19 protein-coding genes are annotated in these 23,071 nt (G+C 68.2%); 9 read left to right on the plus strand and 10 right to left on the minus strand.

Annotated features, from left to right (window positions below; genetic code table 11):
* The first annotated feature begins 341 nt into the window (after positions 1-341).
* The 8 genes from AUL34_RS20845 to AUL34_RS20880 all read left to right on the plus strand — a co-directional run bounded on the left by AUL34_RS20845 (position 342) and on the right by AUL34_RS20880 (position 10,900).
* Positions 342-2,321 carry an extracellular solute-binding protein gene (locus tag AUL34_RS20845; protein ID WP_192845807.1) on the plus strand — a complete coding sequence of 660 codons (1,980 nt, stop codon included), beginning with the start codon at positions 342-344 and terminating at the stop codon, positions 2,319-2,321.
* Between the two features lie 10 nt (positions 2,322-2,331).
* Positions 2,332-4,212, plus strand: coding sequence for an extracellular solute-binding protein (locus AUL34_RS20850; RefSeq protein ID WP_061938511.1), 1,881 nt, complete (start codon positions 2,332-2,334; stop codon positions 4,210-4,212).
* A 38-nt stretch (positions 4,213-4,250) separates the two neighbouring features.
* On the plus strand, positions 4,251-5,336 hold the full coding sequence (locus AUL34_RS20855) for a microcin C ABC transporter permease YejB (protein ID WP_061938425.1): 1,086 nt from the start codon (positions 4,251-4,253) through the stop codon (positions 5,334-5,336).
* 120 nt (positions 5,337-5,456) lie between these two features.
* On the plus strand, positions 5,457-6,563 hold the full coding sequence (locus tag AUL34_RS20860; RefSeq protein ID WP_192845808.1) for an ABC transporter permease: 1,107 nt from the start codon (positions 5,457-5,459) through the stop codon (positions 6,561-6,563).
* Between the two features lie 7 nt (positions 6,564-6,570).
* Positions 6,571-7,638, plus strand: a complete 1,068-nt coding sequence (locus AUL34_RS20865) for a cation diffusion facilitator family transporter (protein WP_082653557.1) — start codon at positions 6,571-6,573, stop codon at positions 7,636-7,638.
* Between the two features lie 15 nt (positions 7,639-7,653).
* Positions 7,654-9,306 carry an ABC transporter ATP-binding protein gene (locus tag AUL34_RS20870; protein ID WP_061938431.1) on the plus strand — a complete coding sequence of 551 codons (1,653 nt, stop codon included), beginning with the start codon at positions 7,654-7,656 and terminating at the stop codon, positions 9,304-9,306.
* Positions 9,303-9,962: an NUDIX domain-containing protein gene (locus AUL34_RS20875; RefSeq protein WP_061938434.1), complete on the plus strand. Its 660-nt coding sequence runs from the start codon at positions 9,303-9,305 to the stop codon at positions 9,960-9,962. Before AUL34_RS20870 ends, AUL34_RS20875 begins: the two co-directional genes overlap by 4 nt.
* Positions 9,963-10,003: 41 nt before the next feature.
* Positions 10,004-10,900, plus strand: a complete 897-nt coding sequence (locus tag AUL34_RS20880) for a glyoxylate/hydroxypyruvate reductase A (protein WP_061938513.1) — start codon at positions 10,004-10,006, stop codon at positions 10,898-10,900.
* On the opposite strand, the gene AUL34_RS20885 is transcribed toward AUL34_RS20880, so the two are convergent.
* The 3 genes from AUL34_RS20885 to AUL34_RS20895 form a co-directional block, all read right to left on the minus strand.
* Entirely contained in the window at positions 10,894-11,769 is an 876-nt protein-coding gene (locus tag AUL34_RS20885; RefSeq protein ID WP_061938436.1) for a C40 family peptidase, read from the minus strand. The genes AUL34_RS20880 and AUL34_RS20885 overlap by 7 nt on opposite strands.
* Positions 11,766-12,116, minus strand: a complete 351-nt coding sequence (locus tag AUL34_RS20890; RefSeq protein WP_061938438.1) for a MarR family transcriptional regulator — start codon at positions 12,114-12,116, stop codon at positions 11,766-11,768. The genes AUL34_RS20885 and AUL34_RS20890 overlap by 4 nt, the downstream gene beginning before the upstream one ends.
* Positions 12,117-12,188: 72 nt before the next feature.
* Positions 12,189-13,571, minus strand: a complete 1,383-nt coding sequence (locus AUL34_RS20895; protein ID WP_061938440.1) for a M17 family metallopeptidase — start codon at positions 13,569-13,571, stop codon at positions 12,189-12,191.
* Positions 13,572-13,670: 99 nt separating this feature from the next.
* Between AUL34_RS20895 and AUL34_RS20900 the strand changes: the two genes are divergently transcribed.
* Entirely contained in the window at positions 13,671-14,552 is an 882-nt protein-coding gene (locus AUL34_RS20900) for a tetratricopeptide repeat protein (protein ID WP_082653558.1), read from the plus strand.
* Between the two features lie 9 nt (positions 14,553-14,561).
* Here the strand turns inward: AUL34_RS20900 and AUL34_RS20905 are convergent, their stop codons facing one another.
* The 7 genes from AUL34_RS20905 to AUL34_RS20935 all read right to left on the minus strand — a co-directional run bounded on the left by AUL34_RS20905 (position 14,562) and on the right by AUL34_RS20935 (position 23,070).
* On the minus strand, positions 14,562-15,758 hold the full coding sequence (locus AUL34_RS20905; protein WP_061938443.1) for a glycosyltransferase 61 family protein: 1,197 nt from the start codon (positions 15,756-15,758) through the stop codon (positions 14,562-14,564).
* Positions 15,755-16,744: a type II secretion system F family protein gene (locus AUL34_RS20910; protein ID WP_061938446.1), complete on the minus strand. Its 990-nt coding sequence runs from the start codon at positions 16,742-16,744 to the stop codon at positions 15,755-15,757. The genes AUL34_RS20905 and AUL34_RS20910 overlap by 4 nt, the downstream gene beginning before the upstream one ends.
* A 167-nt stretch (positions 16,745-16,911) precedes the next feature.
* Positions 16,912-17,910 carry a type II secretion system F family protein gene (locus AUL34_RS20915; RefSeq protein ID WP_061938449.1) on the minus strand — a complete coding sequence of 333 codons (999 nt, stop codon included), beginning with the start codon at positions 17,908-17,910 and terminating at the stop codon, positions 16,912-16,914.
* Positions 17,907-19,370, minus strand: coding sequence for a CpaF family protein (locus tag AUL34_RS20920; RefSeq protein WP_061938452.1), 1,464 nt, complete (start codon positions 19,368-19,370; stop codon positions 17,907-17,909). The genes AUL34_RS20915 and AUL34_RS20920 overlap by 4 nt, the downstream gene beginning before the upstream one ends.
* Before the next feature lie 114 nt (positions 19,371-19,484).
* Complete coding sequence (locus AUL34_RS20925) at positions 19,485-20,759, minus strand: CpaE family protein (protein WP_061938455.1); 1,275 nt, start codon at positions 20,757-20,759, stop codon at positions 19,485-19,487.
* A gap of 14 nt (positions 20,760-20,773) precedes the next feature.
* A complete protein-coding gene (locus AUL34_RS20930) occupies positions 20,774-21,481 on the minus strand; it encodes a CpaD family pilus assembly lipoprotein (protein ID WP_061938458.1) in 708 nt (235 codons plus the stop codon).
* On the minus strand, positions 21,478-23,070 hold the full coding sequence (locus tag AUL34_RS20935; protein ID WP_061938461.1) for a type II and III secretion system protein family protein: 1,593 nt from the start codon (positions 23,068-23,070) through the stop codon (positions 21,478-21,480). Before AUL34_RS20935 ends, AUL34_RS20930 begins: the two co-directional genes overlap by 4 nt.
* Between the last annotated feature and the right edge of the window lies 1 nt (position 23,071).

A 23,071-nucleotide genomic window follows, 5' to 3' on the forward strand; every position in this document is an offset into this window, starting at 1 on the left:
CCGGAGGCCGCGACGCCTGCCGCACCGGCCCCCGCCGCTCCGGCAGCGCCTGCGGCTCCTGCTGCCCCCGCCGCCCCGGCCCCGGCCGCGGCGCCCGCCGACGGCGCAACACCGGCGCCGGCCCAGTAACCGGCGCCACCATCGCACCGATCTCCGGAAAGCCGGGCCGCAAGGTCCGGCTTTCTTCGTTTGCGGGACCGGTCCGGCCCGCCGCACGGGTGGACAGGGCTCCGGCGAAGCTTACACTTTCGTCAGACGCGCCTTTCGCCCGAGGAAGGCCACAAAGCTCGGGCGGGGTCCGCTCATCCGGCGTTTGAAACGTGCCGGACCTGCCCTGCCGCATGGAGATCGATTTGCCGCCAGTCTCGCGCGCCGTGTCCGCCCTGACCCTGACCGCTCTCCTGGCCCTGTCGGCGGCCCCGGCGCTTGCGCAGGACACGCCAGCCGCGCCGGCCACCGGCGCAGCGGCGCAGGAAGCCGGGGAGTGGCGAACCTGGTCGTCCCTGATCCGGCCCTCGAAATACGGCAACGACTTCGCGCATTACGACTTCGTGAACCCGGACGCTCCGAAGGGCGGGCGCCTCAACCTGCAGGCGGCCGGCACGTTCGACAGCTTCAATCCGTTTCCCGTCCGCGGCACCCCGGCGGCGGGCTTCGCCGCCTTCGGCGGCGGCATCGCCTACGACACACTGATGGATCAGGCTCTGGATGAGCCGGGCGTCAGCCACGGGCTGATCGCGGAGGCGATGCGCTATCCCGCCGACTTCTCGTCGGTGACCTTCCGCCTCGATCCAGCGGCGACGTTCCAGGACGGCCAGCCCATCACCGCGGACGACGTGGTCTGGACGTTCGAGACGGTGACGCGCCTGTCGCCGCTCTATGCCAACTACTACCACAACGTCACGAGCGCCGCCGTGACCGGCGAGCGGGAGGTCACCTTCCGGTTCAACCAGACCGGAAACCGCGAGTTGCCCAACATCATGGGCGATCTCGTGGTGCTGCCGAAGCATTTCTGGGAAGGGACCGACGCACAGGGGCGCAAGCGCGACATCGACAACCCGACGCTCGAGATCCCGGTCGGGTCGGGCCCCTATCGGGTCAAGGCGTACCAGCCGGGCGCCACCATCACCTGGGAGCGCGTGGCCGACTACTGGGCGGCCGGCAAGGGGCCGCGCGTCGGCCGCTACAACTACGACGAGATCCGCTACACCTATTTCCGCGACCAGAGCGCCGGCTGGGAGGCCTTCAAGCGCGGCGGCTTCTCGGACTACCGCTCGGAAAACAGTGCCGGACGCTGGGCGCAGGGGTACGATTTCCCGGCCTTTCGCGACGGACGCGTGAAAAAGGAAGCGATCGCTTCCGAGACGGGCGAGCCGATGCAGGGCTTCGTCCTGAACACGCGGCGCGAGAAGTTCGCCGACCCGCGCACCCGGCGCGCGCTCACCCTCGCCTACAATTTCGAGGAGATGAACCGGTCGCTCTTCTACGGCCAGTACGCCCGCACCACGAGCTACTTCCAGGGCACCGAGCTCGCCTCGTCCGGCCTGCCGAGCGAGGCGGAACTGCGGATCCTGGAGCCGCTGCGCGACCAGGTTCCGGCGGAGGTCTTCACGACACCCTTCACGCTGCCGGACTACAGCCAGCCGAACGCCGAGCGCACCTACCTGCGCGAGGCCTTCGAGCTCTTGACGCAGGCCGGCTGGAAGCGACAGGGCTCGCAACTCGTCAACGCGCGGGGAGAGCCGTTCCGCATCGAGTTCCTGGCCGCCGACCCCTCGTCGAGCCGGGTGATCGACCCCTTCGCCAACCAATTGAAGCGGCTGGGCATCGAGACCACGACGCGCATCGTCGACGCCTCGCAGTATCAGGCGCTCAGCAACGACTTCCAGTACGACATCGTGACCGACGTCATGGCGCAGTCGCTGTCTCCCGGCAACGAGCAGCGCGATTTCTGGTCGAGCGCCGCCGCCGGCCAGCCGGGCAGCCGCAACTCGCCGGGCATCCGCAATCCGGTGGTCGACGCGATCATCGAGAAGATCATCTACGCGCCGGACCGCGACAGTCTCGTCGCGGCCACCCACGCGCTCGACCGGGTGCTTTTGTGGAACTTCTACGTCGTGCCGCAGTACCACAATCCCAGCGTCTGGCTGGCGTGGTGGGACAAGTTCGGCATGCCGGAGAAGCGTCCCGCCTATGCCGGCGTCGATCCGTTCTCCTGGTGGGTGAAGGGCGAGGTGCCCGTCGACACGCCGGCGGATCAGGCGGCCGCCGATGCGCCGGATCCGGCGGCCGCGCCCGCCATCCCGCCGACGCGGCCGTGAGGCGTCGGGGATGACGGACAGTTTCATCCGGCTGAGCCGACGCCATTTCGGCCAGCTCGCGCTGGCGGCCGCCGCCTCGGCCGCCCTGCCCCGCCTCTCCTTCGCCGACAATCCGAGCGACACGCCGCTGCACGGCATCTCGGCCTTCGGCGATCTGAAATATCCGGTGGGCTACACACATTTCGACTATGCCAGCCTCGACGCGCCGAAGGGCGGGCGGTTCACCTTCACCGTGCCGAGCTGGTTCTTCAACCAATCGCCGGACACGTTCGATACGTTCAACACCCTGGTGCTGCAGGGAAACGCGCCGCCGCGCATGGAGATGCTCTACGAGGGCCTGATGCTCTCGACGCTGGACGAGCCGGACGCGCTCTACGGGCTGCTGGCGAAAAGCGTCGCGGTCTCCGCCGACGGCAACCGCTTCACCTTCAGGCTTCGACCCGAAGCACGCTTCTCGACCGGCGCCGCGGTGACCGCCGCCGACGTCGTGTTCTCCTACGAGACGCTGAAGACGGACGGGCATCCCGCGATGGCGATCCAGCTCGTCGAGGTGACCGAAGTCGCGGCCGAGGACGAGCGGACGGTGCGCATCGTCTTCTCCGGGCGGCAGACCGTGGTGAGCGCGCTGGCTGCCCTGTCGATGCCGATCGTGCCGGCCGCCTTCTTCGCCGACCGACCCTTCACGCAAGGTGGTTTCGAGGCCATCCCGGGCTCGGGTGCCTGGGAGGTCGGCCGGTTCGTCGGCGGCCGCTTCATCGAATACGAGAAGCGCGCCGACTACTGGGGCCGGGACATGCCCTTCGCCAAGGGGCTCGGTCACTTCCAGACGATCCGCGTCGAGTGCTTCCGCGATCGCCAGGCTTCGCTCGAGGCCTTCAAGAAGGGCGACGTCACCTATCGCGAGGAGTTCACGACAAGAGCCTGGGCAAGCGAATACAACTTTCCCGCCATTCAGGACGGTCGCGTCAAGCGCGACATCCTCCCCGGCGAGAAATGGCCGAACTTCCAGTGCTGGGCGCTGAACCAGCGCCGGGCACAGTTCGCGGACGCGCGCGTGCGCCGCGCGATCAACCTGTGCTTCGACTTCGAGTGGACCAACGCCAACCTCCTGTTCGGCCTGCGCCAGCACTCGCAGTCGCCGTTCGTGCTGTCGGACTACGTGGCGACCGGCGCCCCTTCGCCGGAGGAACTGGCGATCCTGGAGCCGCTCCGTGCGGACTTGCCCGCGGAGGTCTTCGGCGAGGTCTGGACGCAACCCGTCACCGACGCGTCCGGCCGGGACCGCCGCACATTGCGCGAAGCATCGGAGCTTCTGACCGCCGCAGGCTGGACGCGCCGGGGCTCGAGCCTCATCGACGCCGCGGGCCAGCCGTTCCGCCTGGAATATCTTCTGAACGATCCCGAACAGGGCCGCGTCTACGGCAAGATGGTCGAGAACATGAAGCTTCTCGGCATCGACGCCACGATGCGCGTGGTGGACGCCGCGCAGTATCAGGACCGGCTGAGCCGCTTCGACTTCGACATGATTCTCTGCCGCTTCGGCTTCAACGGAACGCCGACGCGCGAGGGCTTGTCGATCTTCTTCGGCTCGCAGGCCCGCGATCGCCAGGGCTCCTACAACTATCCCGGCATGGCGAGCCCCGCCGTCGACAAGCTGCTCGACCGGATCGGCGAGGCGAAGAGCCGCGACGAGCTGACGCTCGTGATGCGCGTTCTCGACCGGGTCCTGCGCTGGCGCCTCGACTGGATCCCCAACATCCACGCCGAGGGTCATGCCAGCGCCTGGTGGGACATGTTCGGCATGGCACCCACCATGCCCGATTACGGCTTCCCGGTGGAACAGCTCTGGTGGTACGACGAATCCAAGGCCAGGGCGGCCGGCCGGGCGTAGTCCCGCCGATGCCAGCCTTCGCGCAACGGAACCGGTGAATGGCAGCCTACATCCTCCGACGCCTTCTCCTGATGATCCCGACGCTGCTCGGCATCATGGCCGTGTCCTTCGTGGTCATCCAGTTCGCGCCGGGTGGGCCGGTGGAGCAGGTGATCGCCGGCCTTCAGGGCCAGGGCGGCGGCGCGGCGGATCGCCTCGGCGGCGGTGGCGGCGACATGGCCGCGCAGAGCGGCGAGACGTCCGGCTATCGCGGCGCGCAAGGGCTCGACCCCGAGTTCATCAAGCGCCTGGAGGAGCAGTTCGGCTTCGACAAGCCCGCCTACCAGCGCTTCGGCGAGATGATCTGGAACTACGCCCGCTTCGACTTCGGCACGAGCTTCTTCTCCAACGCCACCGTGGTGGATCTCGTGCTGCAGAAGCTCCCCGTCTCGATCTCGCTCGGCCTTTGGATCACGCTCCTGTCCTACGTGATTTCGATCCCGCTCGGCATCCGCAAGGCGCTGCACGAGGGCACGCGCTTCGACACCTGGACGAGCGCGGTCATCATCGTCGCCTACGCCATTCCCGGCTTCCTATTCGCCGTGCTCCTGATCGTCCTGTTCGCGGGCGGCTCGTTCCTCGACTGGTTCCCGCTGCGGGGCCTCACCTCCGACAACTGGGCGCAGCTGTCCTGGCCGGAGCGGATCGTCGACTACTTCTGGCACCTGACGCTGCCGCTCATCGCGCTGTCGCTCTCGGCCTTCGCGACCACGACGCTGCTGACGAAGAACTCCTTCCTCGACGAGATCCGCAAGCAATACGTGACGACCGCGCGCGCCAAGGGCCTCACCGAGCGGCGCGTCCTCTACGGCCACGTCTTCCGCAATGCCATGCTGATCATCGTCGCCGGCTTTCCCGGCGCCTTCATCTCGGCCTTCTTCGCCGGCTCGCTCCTGATCGAGACCATCTTCTCGCTCGACGGGCTTGGCCTCCTGTCCTTCGAGAGCATCTACAAGCGGGACTATCCGGTGGTCTTCGCCACGCTCTACATCTTCTCCCTGATCGGCCTTCTGACGACCCTGATCTCCGACCTCACCTATACCTGGATCGATCCGCGCATCGATTTCGAGCGGCGGGAGGTCTGATCCGTGACCAATACCGTGGAAGAGCGTAACGCCAAGGACCGTCCGCCGGAGCCCGCGATGCTGCGCGAGGCGCAAGGGGGCGCCAGCGGCGTCGCGCAGAACGCGCCGCCCGTCGTGGCGATGGGCCGCCCGCCCCGCCTGTCGCCGCTCAACCAGCGCCGCTGGCAGAACTTCAAGGCCAACCGGCGCGGCTGGTGGTCGCTCTGGATCTTCGCGATCCTCTTCGTCGTGACGCTGTTCGCGGAGTTCGTGGCCAACGACAAGCCGATCCTGATCTCCTACAAAGACGCGTACTACGCGCCGATCTTCACCGACTACCCCGAAGAGGTCTTCGGCGGCTTCCTGCCCGTCACCAACTACCGCGACCCGTTCATCCAGGACGAGATCGCCGCCAACGGCTGGATGGTCTGGCCGCCGATCCGCTACTCCTACCAGAGCGTCAACAACGAGATCCCGACGCCCGCGCCCTCGCCGCCCTCCTGGACCTTCTCGAAGGAGGAGCGCTGCGCGCGCTATCCCGGCGGGGTGTCAGACCCCAACTGCGTCGTCGGCAACTGGAACTGGCTCGGCACGGACGACCAGGCGCGCGACGTGCTGGCCCGCCTGATCTACGGGTTCCGGGTCTCGGTCCTCTTCGGCCTCGTGCTGACGGCGGCGTCCGCCGTGATCGGCGTCTTCGCGGGTGCGGTGCAGGGCTATTTCGGCGGCTGGGTGGACCTACTCTTCCAGCGCTTCATCGAGATCTGGTCGTCGATCCCGGTGCTCTACCTCCTCCTCATCGTCGCCGCGATCCTGCCGCCGGGTTTCTGGATCCTGCTCGGCATCATGCTCCTGTTTTCCTGGGTGGCGTTCGTTGGCGTCGTGCGCGCCGAGTTCCTGCGCGCGCGCAACTTCGAATACGTCAACGCCGCCCGGGCGCTTGGCGTCGGCGACTGGACCATCATGGGCCGGCACCTCCTGCCCAACGCCATGGTCGCGACGCTGACCTTCCTGCCCTTCATCCTGAACGGCTCGATCACGACGCTCACCTCGCTCGACTTCCTCGGCTTCGGTCTGCCGCCCGGTTCGCCTTCGCTCGGCGAACTCCTGGCGCAGGGGCGCAACAACCTGCAAGCGCCCTGGCTCGGCATTTCGGGCTTCGTGGTCCTGTCGCTGATGCTCTCGCTTCTCGTCTTCGTCGGCGAGGCGGTGCGCGACGCCTTCGACCCCCGCAAGAGCTTCCGGTGAGACAGCTATGAGCGCCCATCACGGCCATTCCCACGATCACGCCGACGGCCACGATCATCACGACCACGCGGCGCATGCCGGCACCAAGCGGCTCGGGATCGCCGCGGCGCTCACCGGCCTCTTCATGCTGGCCGAGATTGTCGGCGGGCTGATCTCCGGCTCGCTGGCACTCCTGGCGGACGCCGGCCACATGTTCGTGGACTTCGCCGGGCTGGTTCTGGCATTCGCCGCCGCGCGGCTCGCGCTTCGACCGGCGGATGCAAGGCGTTCCTACGGCTACGACCGGTTCCAGATTCTCGTCGCCTATTCCAACGGCCTCGTCCTCTTCGGCATCACGGCGGTGATCATCTACGAGGCGTGGCGGCGCTACGCCGAACCGGTCGAGATACTGGCGGGGCCGATGCTGGTGGTCGCGATCGGGGGCCTCCTCGTCAACATCGCGGCCTTCTTCGTCCTCCACGGCGGCGACAAAGAGGACCTGAACATGCGTGGAGCCCTGCTCCATGTGTTGGGCGATCTCCTGGGCTCCGTCGCCGCGATCGTCGCCTCGCTCGTCATCATGGCGACGGGCTGGACCCAGATCGATCCGATCCTGTCCGTCCTCGTGTGCCTGCTGATCCTCACCAACGCCTGGCGTCTCGTGCGCGAATCCGCCCATGTCCTCCTCGAAGGCGCCCCGGCCGGCGTCGATGGCACGGAGGTCGGGCGGCGCCTGCGCGAAAGGGTGGCCGGTGTCGAGGACGTGCACCATGTCCACGTCTGGATGATCACCCCGCGCCGGCGTGCCGCGACGCTGCATGTCTGCGTGCCGGAGGATACCGAAGGCACCGACGTGGTGCGGCGAGTAAAGGCGGAACTCAGCACGGCCTTCTCCATCGACCATGCCACGGTCGAACTGGAGCACGGTCGCTGCGCCGACGCGGACAGCGAATGCGGGAGTGGGCACGCCCACGACCATCACGACCATGCCGGACCGGGCAAACACCACGATCATGCCCATGCGCACGGCCACGACCACCATGACCACGCGAGGGAGCATCGCCACTCCCACGACCCCCTGCCCCGTCCGGCCTGAGAGGACCAACGCCCCTTGAGCCAGATCGCCCCCCGCACCGCCGCCTCGCCCCTTCTCGACGTGCGCGATCTCCAGGTCGCCTTCCACCAGAACGGCGAGACGAGCCTTGCCGTCAAAGGTGTGTCCTTCTCGATCGCCAAGGGCGAGACCGTGGCGCTCGTCGGCGAATCGGGCTCGGGCAAGTCCGTGTCGGCCCTCTCGATCCTGAAGCTCCTGCCCTACCCCTCCGCCAGCCATCCGGGCGGCGCGGTGTTCTTCGAGGGGCGCGACCTCATCGCCGCGCCCGACAAGGAACTGCGCGGCGTGCGCGGCAACAAGATCTCGATGATCTTCCAGGAGCCGATGAGCTCGCTCAACCCGCTCCACACGATCGAGCGGCAGATCGGCGAGGTTATGAAGATCCATCGCGGCCTATCCGACAAGGCCGCGCGCGAGCGAACGCTGGAGCTTCTCGTCCAAGTCGGCATCCGCGAGCCGGAAAAGCGCCTCGGCTCCTATCCCCATCAGCTGTCCGGCGGCCAGCGCCAGCGCGTGATGATCGCGATGGCGCTCGCCAACGAGCCCGACCTCCTGATCGCCGACGAGCCGACCACGGCGCTCGACGTCACGGTGCAGGCGCAGATCCTGGAACTCCTGAAGACGCTCCAGGCCGAGCGCGACATGGGCCTCCTCTTCATCACCCATGATCTCGGCATCGTGCGACGGATCGCCGACCGGGTCTGCGTGATGTATCGCGGCGAGATCGTGGAGACCGGGCCGACGGCGGAGATCTTCTCCGACCCGCAGCACGCCTATACGAAGCACCTTCTCGCCGCCGAGCCGAAGGGCCGCCCGCCCGCCGCCAACGTCAACGCGCCGCTCGTCATGGAGGGCAAGGGCGTGAAGGTCTGGTTCCCCGTGCGAACCGGTCTCATGCGACGCATCACCGACCACGTGAAGGCCGTCAACGGCATCGATATCGCAGTGCGCGCCGGCCAGACGGTCGGCGTCGTCGGCGAATCGGGCTCGGGCAAGACGACCCTCGGCCTTGCCCTTTGCCGCATGATCGCGAGCCAGGGGGAGATCCGCTTCGACGGCGAGCGGATCGACACGAAGTCCTCGCGCGAGATGCGCGACTGGCGCGACCGCATCCAGATCGTCTTCCAGGACCCCTACGGCTCGCTCAGCCCCCGCATGCCCATCGCCGACATCGTGGCGGAAGGGCTGCAGGTGCACCAGCGCAAGCTTTCGGGGCCCGAGCGCGACGCGCGCGTCGTCTCGGCGCTCACCGAGGTCGGCCTCGATCCGGCAACCCGCTTCCGCTACCCGCACGAGTTCTCCGGCGGCCAGCGCCAGCGTGTCGCCATCGCCCGGGCCATGGTGCTCAACCCGCGCTTCGTCATGCTGGACGAGCCGACCTCGGCGCTCGACATGAGCGTGCAGGCGCAGGTCGTCGATCTCCTGCGCGACCTGCAGCGCAAGCACGACCTCGCCTATCTCTTCATCAGCCACGACCTCAAGGTCGTGCGCGCGCTCGCCAACGAAGTGATCGTGATGCGCGGCGGCGAAGTGGTGGAGCGCGGGCCCGCGGAGGAGATCTTCGAGCGGCCGAAGACCGACTACACCAAGGCCCTGATGGCTGCCGCCTTCCGCATCGAGGCGTCGGGCAGCGGGAACGTCGCCCAGTGAGCGGGCCGACCTACCGCTCGCGGCTGGAGGACCAGGCGCTCGGCTTCGACGTCAGCGAAGAGCGCCGCGTCTTCGACGGGTTCCGTCCGCTCGACGTCCTGACGTTGAGCCACGAACCGCTTGGGCAATCGAAGCGCGCCCGGGTACGCCGCGAGATCGTTCGCGGCGGACGCTGCGCGGTCGTCATCCCCTATGATCCCGAGCGCGACGCCGTCGTGGTGATCCGCCAGTTCCGCATCGGCGCGGCGCTCGCAACGCCCCATGCCGCCCCGCTGGAGCTGCCGGCCGGCGGCATCGACGAGGGGGAGGACCCCGCCGCGGGCGCGGCGCGCGAGCTGACGGAAGAGACCGGCCTCGTGCCCAGCGCGATCGGGCACTGCTTTTCCATCCTGTCGACGCCCGGACTGACGGACGAGCTCGCCATGGTGTTCCTCGCGATCGTCGACACGGCGCATCTGTCGGGCCAGGGGGGCAAGGCCGACGAGGACGAAGACATCCTGCCCATTCCCGCCCCCTTCGAGGCGCTCCTGGACGCGGTGGACCGGGGCGCCTTGCAGAACGGGTTCCTGGTGACCGCGACACATTGGTTCGCGCGCCATGGCCGCGCCCATGCCAAGCTCCTTGCCGACACACGCCATACGGACGCAGACCTTTGAGCATTCTCCTTTCCGTCACCGGTTTCGACGCCACGCGCTGGATGGAGGCTCTGCTCGAGGCAGCCCCCGGCGAGACGGTGGTGCTGCGCCCCGCGAGCGCGGCCGACGAGAGCATCGACTATGCCGTGGTCTGGAAGCAGCCGCCGGGAGTCCTGTCCAACCTGCCGAACCTTCGCGCCGTCTTCTCGCTGGGTGCAGGCGTCGATCACATCCTCCAGGACAAGACGCTTCCCGACGTGCCGATCCTGCGCATCGTGGCCGATGATCTCACCGCACGCATGAGCGAATACGTCGTCTGGCGGGTGCTCGATCATCACCGCCGGGGGATGACCTATCGGGCCCAGCAGGCGGCGCGGATCTGGAACGAGCGGCGCCAGCCGGCGGCCTCGCAGATCGAGGTGGGTATCCTCGGTCTCGGCGAACTCGGCCGCGACGCCGCCGGCAAGCTGCGAGGCCTCGGTTTCCGCGTATCCGGCTGGAGCCGGCGTTCCAAAGTCGTCGAGGGGGTTGAGTGCTTCCATGGCGAGGACGGCCTCGATGCGGTGCTCGGCCGCGCCGACATCCTGGTCGTCCTCCTGCCGCTGACGCCGGACACCCGGGGCATGATCGACGACGGCTTCCTGTCGAAGCTGAAACGCGAGACGCCGCTCGGCACGCCATCGCTCGTCAATGCCGGACGCGGCGGGCTGCAGAAGGATTCGGCGATCCTGCGTGCGCTCAACGACGGGCGGCTCATGGAAGCCTCGCTCGACGTCTTCGAGCGCGAGCCGCTCGGCTCCGACAGCCCGCTCTGGCGCCATCCGCGCGTGTTCGTCACGCCCCACTCCGCCGCCTCGTCCGATCCGGCGGCGCTCGCGCCGATCATCATGGCGCAGATCGCGGCGCACCGGCGCGGCGAGCGCCTCGACAACGTCGTGGACCGCAGCGCGGGTTACTGAAGGCTTGGGCCGAGGCGGCGCCGCACCGTGACGGGTGAGCCCTTGGCGAGCGCCCGTGCCTCCGCTTCGGCCAGCGGCTCGGCCGCGGTCATCATGTGATGGGCGTTGGCATGAAGAAGCGTCTCAGTGTCCAGCATGATGCCGACATGGCCGCGCCAGAATACGAGATCGCCTCGCTGCAGAGGCTCGCTGGACGGCACCTCGGTTCCCAGCGACGCAGTCTGGAGATCGGTATCGCGGGGGGCCTCGACGCCCGCCATCCCCAGCGAAAGCTGCACCAGCCCCGAGCAGTCGATACCGGACGACGACTTGCCTCCCCAGAGATAGGGCACGCCGAGGAACCCTTCTGCCACCGAAACGAAGTCGGCCGCGCGGGCATCGGCGGGTTCGAGGTGCTGCCGCACAACCGCGCCGAACGGCGCGATGAGCGCATAGGTGGCATTGGGGTCCGTCGCCTCGCCGCGCACGCTCACGCTCGCTCCGAGCATCAGTTCGCGCATTGGCGGCCGCTTGATGTCGGGGCCGGGGAACACGAAGGTGCGCGCCACACGCACGCGGTGGGTGGCCGCCGGCGCGGGACCAGCCAGCAGCGCCGCCGTCGGCATCCAGCCGACATAGCGGTCGCGCGTCAGCTGCACCCAGCACCAGCCTTCCGGCGTTTCCTCGAAAATGGTGAGCGCTTCGCCATGGAGCGCCTGCGTCTCGAGAGGGGCGTCCGGCGAGGGATGGCGGCGGAGGTCCGCGATCGGCGCATCGACATGGCCGGGCTCGCCGGCCACGAAGCGGTCTGCCTTCACCTGCCCGCGCAGCCGTTCGTCGGCGAGATCGGCTCGTGCGGCATGGAGCCGGCGATCCAGCGCCACGGTCATCGGGTCAGTCCTCCCGCCTCGTCGACCAGACGGTCGGCCATCTGCGAGACGAACAGGCTGCCCTTCACCGTGCGGCGCACGAGCACGTTGCGCAGGTCCTGCGGGTCGCGCCGACGTTCCAGAAGTTCCATGCGCCCCATCGTATCGAGCGCCCGCGTCACCACGGGCTTGGTCACTTTCAGCTTCTCGGCCAGCCCCCGCACCGTGTGGGGGGGCGGCTCGAGATAGACGGTGAGCAGGATCGCCGTCTGGCGGGTCGTCAGGTCGAGCCCCGCCTCGCGCGTCTGCTTCAATGCATTTCCGTGCAGCAGACGCAGCGCCTGCGCCGGACGGATTTCGATCCCCATTCACGGTCCCCACCGAGCCCGGCTCTCGTTTCGGAGCCGGTCCGGTCAATGGACAGAGGAATTGAGGCCGTTTCAAGAGGACGGATAACGCTCCTGCAGCACCTTGGCGAGCGCGCGGATCCCCTGCGCCTCGCCGCCGGCCGGGCCGGTCGGACCGGGCTGCGGCCGCCAGCCGAAGACGTCGAAATGCGCCCATGACTTCGCGCGGGTCACGAAGCCCTGCAGGAAGAGGGCCGCCGTTACCGATCCCGCAAAACCGTCGGTGGTCACGTTGTTGATGTCGGCGATCTTGGAGGCGAGGTTGCGGGCGTAGGGCTTCCAGAGCGGCAGGCGCCAGAGCGGATCGTGCACCGAGACGCTCGCCGCGGCGATGTCGGCGGCGAGCGCCTCGTCGTCGGTGTAGAACGGCGGCAGGTCGGGTCCCAGCGCGACGCGCGCCGCGCCCGTCAGCGTCGCCATGTCGATCAGGATCTCCGGCGCCTCCTCGTCGGCGAGCGACAGGGCGTCGGCCAGGATCAGACGCCCCTCCGCATCCGTGTTGCCGATCTCCACCGTCTTGCCGTTGCGGCTCGCCAGGACGTCGCCGGGGCGGAAGGCGTTGCCGGCGATCGCGTTCTCGACGGCCGGGATCAGGACGCGCAGCTGGACCGGCAGCCGCTCGCCCATGACGATCCGCGCGAGGCCGAGAACGTTGGCGGCGCCCCCCATGTCCTTCTTCATCAGGAGCATGCCGGAGGCCGGCTTGATGTCGAGCCCGCCCGTGTCGAAGGCCACGCCCTTGCCGACGAGCGTCACGCGCGGCGCGTCGGCCCGCCCCCAGCGCAGGTCGATCAGGCGCGGCGCGACCGCGCTCGCCCGGCCGACCGCGTGGATCATCGGGAAGTTGGCCGCGAGGAGTTCGTCGCCGAGCGTCACCGAAACGCTGGCACCGAACTCCGTTGCGAGCGCCCGCGCGGCCGCCTCGATGCCGTCCGGCCCGAGGTCGTTCGTCGGCGTGTTGACGAGATCGCGCACGAGATCGACGGCGGAGGCGCGAAGGCGCACGCGCGCCTCGTCGGCACCCGCGGGCAGGACGAGCCGCGCGCCTTCGTCGGCCGGCTTGGTGCGGTAGCGATCGAAGCGATAGGCGCCGAGGAGGAAGCCGAGCGCGGCAAGGTCCGGATCGAGGTCATGACCGTCGGCGAGCGCCCAGTCACCCGAAGGCAGGCCGGTGGCCAGCGCGCCGGTCAGGAGGGAGCGCTCCGCGAGACCGACATCCCGGGCGCCGATCCCGAGCGCCGCGGCCCCCAGGCCCCCGTCGGCACTTGGGCTCACGAGGACGCTCCCGGCGCTCGCCTTCCAGCCGGTCGCCTGCGCCCAGGTGCCGAGCACCCCCGGCAGGTCGCCGGCTTCGCCCTCCCCTGCCACGTGGATGGGGCGGGCGGTGGCACCGGCGGACAGGAGACGGCTGGTCATCGCGGATCGGGTCCTCGTCTGCGCTCCGAAGGATTAAGGGAGCGGTAAGGTTAACGATTTATGGCTCAGACAACAGACTGCACAGCCGGATCGGGACCCATGCGCGCCATCGAACCATTCAGCCGGTCCGCCGCCTCGCTTCAGGATGCGGCCTACGCCCGCTCGGCTCCGCACGCAAGGAGGGCGGCGCTGGGCGCGGGCCTTCTCGCGCTTGCGATGCTTGCCGGCTGCAACCAGACGTCGCGCATGCACACGGGATCGATCTCGCCGTCCACAGCCTCGAGCACCTCAGGCGCCCTGCGCGGCGAGAAGCCGCTGGCGGATATGTCGGCCGCCGAACTCAGAGGCGCGGTGACGGCTTACGGGGCGCGTTACGAAGGCAACCCGAAGGACAAGGGCACCGGCCTCGCCTTCGCCTCGGCCCTTCAGATGACCGGGCGCAACGAGCAGTCGCTCGCCGTCATGCAGCAGGTGGCGATCGCCCATCCCGACGACCGCGACGTCCTGTCGGCCTACGGCAAGGCGCTGGCGGCGGCCGGCGATCTGCCGAAGGCGCTGGAGACCGTGCGCCGCGCCCAGACGCCGGACCGCCCCGACTGGCGCCTCCTTTCGGCCGAGGGCGCGATCCTCGACCAGCTCGGCCAGCCCGAGAAGGCGCGCGTCCTCTACGAGAAGGCGCTCGTTCTCGAGCCGAACGAGCCGTCGGTCCTGTCGAACCTCGGCATGTCCTATCTCCTGGCCAACAACCTGCCGAAGGCGGAGAGCACCCTGTCGCGCGCCGTCGACCTGCCGGGCGCCGATGCGCGCGTGCGCCAGAACCTCGCGCTGGTCATGGGCCTGCAGGGACGTTTCGACGAAGCCGAGCGCACAGCGTCCGCCGTTCTCAGCCCTGACGAAGCCAAGGCCAACGTCGCCTACCTCCGGCAGATGCTGTCGCAGAAGAACACCTGGTCCGAACTCGCGGCCGAAGACCGGGGCTGATCCGGTTCGCTACGCGCGAGGCTGCGGGCGCAAGCCGTCACCCAGCATGCGACGCATGAAGGAGGCGATCAGCCGCAAGGCCTGTGGGCGATCCGGGCCTCGCGCCGCCCTCGCTCCCGCCATGTACCGCCGCAAGTCCCGCGCGGCGGCTCGCCGATAAGCCCAGGGACGAAACGGGGGACAAGAGATCCCCATGCCGTCGAGGCAGCGCGACACCGCGGCGAGATCGACCAGCGATACGCCGAGATGGATGTGCTGAAATCGCGTCGCCGCGTCGTAGTACATCGTTCCGACCTGATCGGGGCTGCCCGCCTGCGCGAAACGGCGCGCCCGCGGCGCCAGAACGCGTTCGAAGAAGCCGGCCTTGATCGACTTGGGGATCAGCACCACGCGTGCCATCGCCTCCCGGCCCAGAAGTTCCGTACCGTGGCAGGCCGACCCTTGCGTGAAGACCACGCACTCGGCCTTGCGATAATGGTCCATCTGTTCGGCGAACCCGTGCTCTTCGGGATAGAACGGCTGGAACCCCGCCCCTTCCAGCCAGCGCTCGAGATAGGCTTCCCCGAGGAGGCCGCCCTCCAGGGCCTGCCTTGTGCGAGAGACATAAAGCCGCTGCGGACGCGGCACGCCTTCGAACGCGGCGTCGAGGGCCGGTCCGGAATGGGCGCTCAGGAGATCCAGATACCAGTCGGCCGGATCGCCGTGATGCTGCGAAGCCTGCGGGACGAGGTGCAGGCGCTCGACGACCACGTCGTCGAGGGCGATCACCACGTCGTCCGGACCAAGCCCGAGAAACGACAGGATATCGCGCAGATGCCGCGGCAACCGGTCGAAGGACGCATGCGGCTCGTGCCCGCGAGCGCCCACGAACAGGAAGCGATGACCGAGACCCAGCGCGCGTGCGGGCAGGATCCGATGGATCATCTCGGCCATGAAGTGTCCGAAATGATCGTAGAGCGCCCCGGCATAGATCAGATCGCCCGGCAGGAACCGTCCGGGTGGGGCGTCGGGCGCGAAGTTGTCGACGATCGCCCCGCCGCGATGATGGCGAAAGACCTGAAGCGTCGGATCCGTGAGGATCGGGCCGCCGCGATAACCGACGGGATGCTGGACGATCGGCGCGACGAAAGCCTGTACCCGGGCATTCTCCACGACGACATGCCGGATCGGGGAATGGGCAGGCAGAGCAGCCCGTATCGTCGTCATCGCTGCATGATCTGGATGATGGCGGGTCCGATGATGACGGCGAAGAGGACGGGCAGGAAGAACAGGATCATCGGGACGGTGAGCTTGGGCGGCAGGGCGGCTGCCTTCTTTTCGGCGAGCATCATCCGCGAGTCGCGGCTTTCCTGCGCCATGGTGCGCAGCGCCACGCCGAGCGGGGTGCCGTAGCGTTCGGCCTGGATCAGCGCGGTCGAGACGGCGCGGACCGATTCCATGCCGGTTCGCGAGACGAGGTTCTCGTAGGCCTGGCGGCGCTCGGGCAGGTAGGACAACTCGGCGCAGACGAGAACCAGTTCCTCCGCCAGTTCGATGGACTGAATGCCGATCTCGTCGGCAACCCGGCGAAAGGCCGCCTCGATGGAATTGCCGGATTCGACGCAGATCAGAAGAAGGTCGAGGGCATCCGGCCAGGCCCGGGTGAGCGACAGGCCGCGCTTGGCCGAGCGATTGCTGACATAGAAGTTGGGTGCGTAGAACCCGGCATAGGCCGCCAGGATGCAGACGAACACGCGCACCGACAGCGTATGCTCCTTCAGGACGCCGATGCCGAAGATATAGAAGGCCGCCAGGATCGCGAACACGAGCGGCAGCGTCACCCGGCAGAACAGGAACAGGGTTGTGGCGCGCTGCGAGCGAAGGCCGGCGACTTTCAGCTTGGTGACCATCGCATCGTCCATCAGGGCATTACGCAGGTCCAGCTTTTCCACGACCCGCGCGGCGAACGAGCGGTCCTCTTCCCGGCGCAAGCCCTTGCCGCGTCCCGTGTCGCGCTCGCTCGCCAGACGGGCGCGCTCGCGTGCGCGCAACTCGTCCCGCTCAAGGGCGACGGCGCGCATGCGCGTCTTCATCTCGCGGCCGCTGAGGAGCGGCAACGCGATCGACAGAAAGGTCGCGAACACGGCGACGGCCACGAGAAGGCCGAGGGCCGCTTGGCTCGATAGGCCGAGGAAGCTCAAGACTGCGTCCATGGGCGCTGCATCCTAGAACGTTCCGAGGGGAAGCGGGATCGCTTCGCCCGGGAACAACGCGGCAAGAAACAAGGGACCGAAGACCCGGCCCGTCGATCCGGCTCAATGGTCCGGCGGTGGCAAGGCTTGCGGCCGCTCGGGTGACGACACCAGCAGCCCGAGCGACCTCAAAAGTCGAAATTGATCATGTTGCGCATGACGACGACGCCGATCGCCATCCAGATGCCTGCGCAGGCGAGGACGATATTGCCCGCGCCGGTATTGAAGAGGATCGCGATGTAGTCGGGCGAGGTCATGTAGACGAGACCGCCGACGATGAACGGCAGGGATCCGATGATGCCGCCGGAGGCCTTGGCCTCCATCGACATCGCCTGGATCTTGCCCTTCATCTTCTTGCGCTCGCGCAGGACGCGCGACAGGTTGGACAGCGCCTCGCCGAGATTGCCGCCCGCCTGGCTCTGGATCGAGACCACGATGGCGAAAAAGTTGGTCTCCGCCAGAGGCATGTTCTGATAGAGGCGCTCGACCGCTTCCGTCATCGACAGGCCCATCTGGAGCGCCTCGACGATGCGGGCAAATTCCGAGCGCACCGGCTCCGGCGTTTCCGCCGCGACCATGCGCAGCGTGTCGTTCAAGGGCAGGCCGGAGCGGATGCCGCGCACGATGACGTCCACCGCGTTGGCGAATTCCTCGACGAACTTCTTCTGCCGCCGGGCTTTCAGGAAGCTGAGGAGCCAGCGAGGGACACCGAGGCCACCGACGAGGCCGAGCCCCGCAACCACCAGCAGCGGCGCCCCGAACACCAGCGCCAGGAAGGACGCGAGAAGGCCGAGCCCGATGCTGCCCAGAACGAAGCTGCGCATCGACAGCTTCATCCCCGTCTGGGCGATGCGCCGCTCGATCGTCAGGTTGCGCGTGTGGCGCGTCTTGGCCTTCTGCTTGCTGTCGAGATCGTCCAGCGAGGTCTGGATCGACTTGCGACGCTTGGCCACCTCCTGCAATCGGTCGCGCGCCTGGCGCTTGGCCTGGATGTCGCTCTCGCTCTGCTTGTACTGGCCGAGACGGCTGCGGGCGTTCTTCTCGACCTGCAGGCGCGGCTCGAGCAGCGCATAGGTCAAGGCACCGAGGGCGATGGTCGCCAGGACCACGAAGCCGATCGTGATCATGAGGCGCCCGCGCCCTTGATCTCAGCCGCGTCGAGGGCACGGGCGAGCCGCTGCTCTTCACCGTAGTAGCGCGCGCGGTCCCAGAAGGCCGGACGACCGACGCCGGTGGAGCGGTGACGGCCCATCAGCTTGCCGCGGGAATCCTCACCCAGGATGTCGTAGACGAAGAGATCCTGCGTTGTGATGACGTCGCCCTCCATGCCCAGCACTTCGGTGATGTGAGTGATGCGGCGCGAGCCGTCGCGCAGGCGCGCGGCCTGCACGATGATGTCGATGGAGCCGGTGACGATCTCCTTCACCGTGCGCGAGGGCAAGGAGAAGCCGCCCATGGCGATCATCGACTCGATACGGTTGAGGCACTCGCGCGGGGAGTTGGAGTGGATCGTCCCCATCGATCCGTCGTGGCCGGTGTTCATCGCCTGAAGAAGGTCGAACACCTCCGGGCCGCGCACCTCGCCGACGATGATCCGCTCGGGGCGCATGCGCAGGCAGTTCTTGACGAGGTCGCGCATGGTGATCTCGCCCTCGCCCTCGATGTTGGGCGGGCGGGTTTCCAGGCGCACGACATGGGGCTGCTGGAGCTGGAGCTCGGCCGAATCCTCGCAGGTGATGATGCGCTCGTCCTCGTCGATGTAGCGCGTCAGGCAGTTGAGAAGGGTCGTCTTGCCCGAGCCCGTGCCCCCGGAAATCACCACGTTGCAGCGCACGCGGCCGATGATCTGAAGAATCTCGGCACCTTCCGGCGAGATCGCGCCGAACGTGACCAGCTGGTCGAGCGTCAGCTTGTCCTTCTTGAACTTGCGGATGGTGAGAACCGTGCCGTCGATGGCGAGCGGCGGCGCGATGACGTTGACGCGGCTGCCGTCGGGCAGGCGCGCATCGCAGATGGGCGAGGATTCGTCGACGCGCCGTCCGACCTGGGACACGATGCGCTGGCAGATGTTGAGAAGCTGCTGGTTGTCGCGGAAGCGGACGCCCGCCTCCTGCACCTTGCCGGCGACTTCGATGAAAGTCTGCCGCGCGCCGTTGACCATGATGTCGGCGATGTCGTCGCGCGCCAGCAGCGGCTCCAGCGGTCCATAGCCGAGGACATCGTTGCAGATGTCGGAAAGCAGGTCCTCCTGCTCGGCGATCGTCATCGCGAAGTTCTTGATCGCGATGATGTCGTTGACGATGTCGCGGATTTCCTCGCGCGCCGCTTCGGTCTCGAGGCGGGCGAGCTGGCTGAGGTCGATCGTGTCGATCAGCGCCGCGAAGACCTTGCTCTTGGTCTCGTAATAGCTGTCGGGCCGGATCTTGGCGGCGGTCGCCGGCGGCGTGGGTGCAGGCTCGGAAACGCGGCGTGCGGGCGCCGCCGCGGCAACGGGGGTCGCGGGCGACGGCTCGCGCACGACGGGCACCAGCGCCGCGAGGGGCACGGGAGCCTTGGTCGGTGTATCGGGTCCGCGCTTTCCGAACATGGTTCCTCCGGGTCTCGGACCTCCGGCGAACCGCTTTCGCCGGGACGATCCGAGCTGTCTGATTTCACTGCGTCACCCAGTCGCGCAGGCGTTGCCGCCGCGCCGGGAGACGCTTCAACGGCGGCGCATCAGGCCGAACAGGCCCGAGCGCGCCGGTTTGAGGGCCCGCTTGGTGGAGCTGCGCCCGGTGACGGCATGGGCGATCTCGGCGAAGGCCTCCACCGACGGGTGCTTGGGCTCCGTCTCGCAGACCATCCGCCCCGTGTTGGCCGCCATGCCGAACACGGCCGGATCGAAGGCGATCGTGGCCAGGGGCACGAGACCGAGCGGCTCGGCGAACTCCGCGGCCTCGATCTCCGGACGCTTGGGCATGCCGGTCTGGTTGAGCACCAGACGCGGCGGCCCGTCGTTGGGGCGCAGGCGCTTCAGCGTGTCGACGAGGTTCTTGGCGTTGCGCAGGTTCGCAAGATCGGGCGTCGCGACGATCACGATCTCGTCGATCCGCTGGAGGACGTTGCGCGTCCACTCGTTCCAGGCGTGCGGCAGGTCGAGCACCACCGAGGGCGTGCCGCGCTGCGCCGCCTCGATCAGCGGCGTGAAGGCTTCCGCATCGAAGTCGTAGGTCCGATCGAGCGTCGACGGAGCCGCCAGCAGCGACAGGTGGTCGGCGCATTTCGCCAGCAGGCGGTCGAGGAAGACCTCGTCCAGGCGATCGGCCGAAAACACCGCCTCGGCGATGCCCTGCGGCGGATCCTTGTCGAAATTGATGTTGGCCGTTCCGAACGCCAGGTCGAAGTCGGCGAGCACGACGTCGGAGGAGAAGAGCTTGCCGATCGACCAGGCGACGTTGTGGGAGATCGTGGAGGCGCCGACACCGCCCTTGGCGCCGACGAAGCCGACCGAGCGCCCGAGCGGCGCGGAATCGGGAGCGGCGAAGAGCTGCGACACGAGACCGATGAACTCGGACAGCGTGAGCGGTGCCAGCACGTATTCGGAAATGCCGCGCCGCGTCAGCTCGCGATACAGCGACACGTCGTTGCAATGACCGACCACGACGACCTTCGAGCCGGGATCGCAGACCTCGGCCAGCGTGTCGAGCTCGGCAAGGAGTTCGGCCGCCGCGAACTGCGACTCGAGGATCACCAGATTGGGCGTCGGCGCTGAGGCGTAGTGCTCGGCCGCCGCACGGATGCCTCCGGTGTGGACGCGCAGGTGCGCCTTGGCCATGCGCCGGTCGGCGCCGGCGGCCTCGATCGTTCCCGCGACCTCGGGCGTCTCGCAGAAGGCCTGGATCGAGATGCGCGGGATCGGCCGAAGCGCATCGAGCCGCTCGCGCAGCGTCTCGTCGTCGAGATGGTAGGCCGTCTCGGAAAAGGGCGGAGGGGACATGGCGATACGCCTTCCTACCAGTTGTAGTTCGATTCGGTCCGGCTCCGGTCGGAAGCCGTCGACCTGCCCTGGCGATAGTCCCCGATCACCGTCGTGCGGCGCTCGGCGTCGATCTCGCTCATGCCGCGCGGGCCCAAGAGGTCGCGCGGGTCGGCGATCTGCGCGGCAAGGTTTGCCTGACTCGCGCAGCCGAAGTTCTCGTAGTTGCGGTTCTGGTAGGTTTCCCCGAGGTCGGCCGGCCATTGCCCGCAGGCGTGCTCGAGACCGGCGGTCAGCCCGTTGAAGGACAGGCGGATCGGGAAGGCCTCGCCGCTCGTCTCGACGTCATAGGACGTGAGAAGCACGCGCGAGCGCGCCACCCCTTCGCGACCGAGGGCGCGCACCATGTCCTTGGCCACGAGACCGGCGGCCTGGGCGTTGCGCGTGTTCGCCGGCACCTGGATGCGGATCACCGAGGCGCGAGCGGCGCGAAAGCGCGAGGCGAAGCTCTGCACGCGCGTCAGGTCGGCATGGGTCAGCCGCGTCTCCGAGGAGGCCACCAGGATGTCGAGGTCCTGCGTCGCCTCGCCCACGATGATGGGATGGCGCGCACGGTAGTCGTCGGGCGCGTAGTTCAGGGGGCCATCGGGCCGCTGCGCGCAGCCGGCAAGGCCGAGAACCGTGAGGACGAAGCCGGCCGTGGCGAGGCGACGGGCGGCGGAAGAGGTCGCTTGCTCGCTCATTTGTAGATGTATCCAACGGTGCCGTGATAGCGGCCGGACGGAAGGGCGGTTTCGGAATGGCCGTAGACGCGGTTGATCCGGCCCAGCAGGTTGCCGGCCCCGTCCGACGTGAAAGCCAGGTTGTCGTCGGGCCGGGCGAGGTCCTGCCGGGCCACCGGCCGCACGAGATAGGGCGTCACGATGATGACGAGTTCGGTCTCGTAGCGCTGGAAATCGCGCGAGCGGAACAGGGTGCCGAGGATCGGGACCTTGGACAGGCCGGGATAGCCCGAGATGACCTGTCGCATCTCGTCGCGCACCAGTCCCGCGATCACCAGGCTGCCGCCCGATGGCAGTTCCACCGACGTATCGGCCAGGCGCTTGCGGATGCTGACCGCGCCGACGCCGCCGTCGCGGCCGCCCGACGTGTGGAAGGGCGTCTCGAAGGTGGGCTCGGAGACAGCCGTCCGGATCTTGAGGCTGATGCGCCCCGGCGAGAGAACCACCGGCGTGAAGTCGAGACCGATGCCGTAGTCGATCTCCTTGCGCTGGACGGTCCGACTGTCGCGCGTGGCCGGCGTCGTCTCGAAGATCGGCTGCCCGGAGCCGTCGTAGCCCTTGAACTCCCGCTTTTCCGGTTCGCCGTACTCGTAGCTCTGGCTGACGGGCACGACGAACTCGCCGCCGACCTTGAAGCTCGCGCTTTCGCCGGAGATGGCGGTGAGGCTCGGCTCGGCCAGGGTGCGCATGACACCCGCCTGTTCGAGAGCCGACAGCATGGCGTCGAAGTTGACGTCGCCGACCGCGCCCGCCGCACCGATGCCCGACGAAGACAAGGCCTTGCCGAGGGCGAACGGGTTGTCGACCCCGCCGAAGAACGCCACGCCGTCGCTGGAGCCGCTGACCGAACCGTTGAGGCCGAGCTGCTTCACGATGGAGCGCTGAACCTCGGCCACGGTGACCTTCAGCGTGACCTGGTCCTCGCCCTGGATCTGCAGGAGGTTGACGATCTGGCTGCGCTGCAGCGCCGGGCTGATCTGCGAGACGGAGGAGGAGGACAGATTGGCCGAGGAACCCGACGCCGACGCCGTCTGGACGTACTGGCCGGTTGTCGCCTCGCCGCCCCGCGTGAAGATCGTCGCGAGGTCCACCGCGCGGGCGGCGTCCTGCGCATTCTCCACCGTACCGGTCAGGATGACGTTGTCGTTCAGCATCTCCGCCTTCACGTCCGCCGTCGGGATGAAGCGGCGGATGGTGGCCGCGAGGCCCGCAATGTCGCGTTCGATCTTCAGGTCGAGCACCGCGATCTCGCGGCCCGCAGCGTCGAAGACAAAGATGTTGGTCTGACCGATCCGCTTGCCGAAGAGGTAGATGCGGCGGGACGTGCGGGTGACGGCATCGGCCACCGAGGGATCGGCGACGACGATGTCGTGCGCATCGCGCGGCAGGTCGATGACCTTGGACTTGTTCAGCCCGAGCGCGACCGTCTGGTTGAGGCGGTTGATCGAGATGATCGCGTCGTTGGACGCGGCGAAAGCCGCTTCCGGGGCGCCGGCCGCGAGGGCGGCGAGCGCGACATGGGCCAGGGGTCGCAGGATGCGGTTGGCCATC

This window comes from Aureimonas sp. AU22 (assembly GCF_001463745.1).
In the GTDB taxonomy this organism is placed as follows: domain Bacteria; phylum Pseudomonadota; class Alphaproteobacteria; order Rhizobiales; family Rhizobiaceae; genus Aureimonas.

What these genes read in the sequence shown, in the direction of transcription:
- AUL34_RS20845 (WP_192845807.1), top strand. Translation starts at nt 342, where the DNA reads ATGGAGATCGATTTGCCGCCAGTCTCGCGCGCCGTGTCCGCCCTGACC.
- AUL34_RS20865 (WP_082653557.1), top strand. Translation starts at nt 6,571, where the DNA reads ATGAGCGCCCATCACGGCCATTCCCACGATCACGCCGACGGCCACGAT.
- AUL34_RS20915 (WP_061938449.1), bottom strand. Translation starts at nt 17,910, where the DNA reads ATGATCACGATCGGCTTCGTGGTCCTGGCGACCATCGCCCTCGGTGCC.
- AUL34_RS20900 (WP_082653558.1), top strand. Translation starts at nt 13,671, where the DNA reads ATGCGCGCCATCGAACCATTCAGCCGGTCCGCCGCCTCGCTTCAGGAT.
- AUL34_RS20850 (WP_061938511.1), top strand. Translation starts at nt 2,332, where the DNA reads ATGACGGACAGTTTCATCCGGCTGAGCCGACGCCATTTCGGCCAGCTC.
- AUL34_RS20920 (WP_061938452.1), bottom strand. Translation starts at nt 19,370, where the DNA reads ATGTTCGGAAAGCGCGGACCCGATACACCGACCAAGGCTCCCGTGCCC.
- AUL34_RS20910 (WP_061938446.1), bottom strand. Translation starts at nt 16,744, where the DNA reads ATGGACGCAGTCTTGAGCTTCCTCGGCCTATCGAGCCAAGCGGCCCTC.
- AUL34_RS20895 (WP_061938440.1), bottom strand. Translation starts at nt 13,571, where the DNA reads ATGACCAGCCGTCTCCTGTCCGCCGGTGCCACCGCCCGCCCCATCCAC.
- AUL34_RS20860 (WP_192845808.1), top strand. Translation starts at nt 5,457, where the DNA reads ATGGGCCGCCCGCCCCGCCTGTCGCCGCTCAACCAGCGCCGCTGGCAG.
- AUL34_RS20905 (WP_061938443.1), bottom strand. Translation starts at nt 15,758, where the DNA reads ATGACGACGATACGGGCTGCTCTGCCTGCCCATTCCCCGATCCGGCAT.
- AUL34_RS20935 (WP_061938461.1), bottom strand. Translation starts at nt 23,070, where the DNA reads ATGGCCAACCGCATCCTGCGACCCCTGGCCCATGTCGCGCTCGCCGCC.
- AUL34_RS20890 (WP_061938438.1), bottom strand. Translation starts at nt 12,116, where the DNA reads ATGGGGATCGAAATCCGTCCGGCGCAGGCGCTGCGTCTGCTGCACGGA.
- AUL34_RS20925 (WP_061938455.1), bottom strand. Translation starts at nt 20,759, where the DNA reads ATGTCCCCTCCGCCCTTTTCCGAGACGGCCTACCATCTCGACGACGAG.
- AUL34_RS20930 (WP_061938458.1), bottom strand. Translation starts at nt 21,481, where the DNA reads ATGAGCGAGCAAGCGACCTCTTCCGCCGCCCGTCGCCTCGCCACGGCC.
- AUL34_RS20880 (WP_061938513.1), top strand. Translation starts at nt 10,004, where the DNA reads ATGGAGGCTCTGCTCGAGGCAGCCCCCGGCGAGACGGTGGTGCTGCGC.
- AUL34_RS20855 (WP_061938425.1), top strand. Translation starts at nt 4,251, where the DNA reads ATGGCAGCCTACATCCTCCGACGCCTTCTCCTGATGATCCCGACGCTG.
- AUL34_RS20885 (WP_061938436.1), bottom strand. Translation starts at nt 11,769, where the DNA reads ATGACCGTGGCGCTGGATCGCCGGCTCCATGCCGCACGAGCCGATCTC.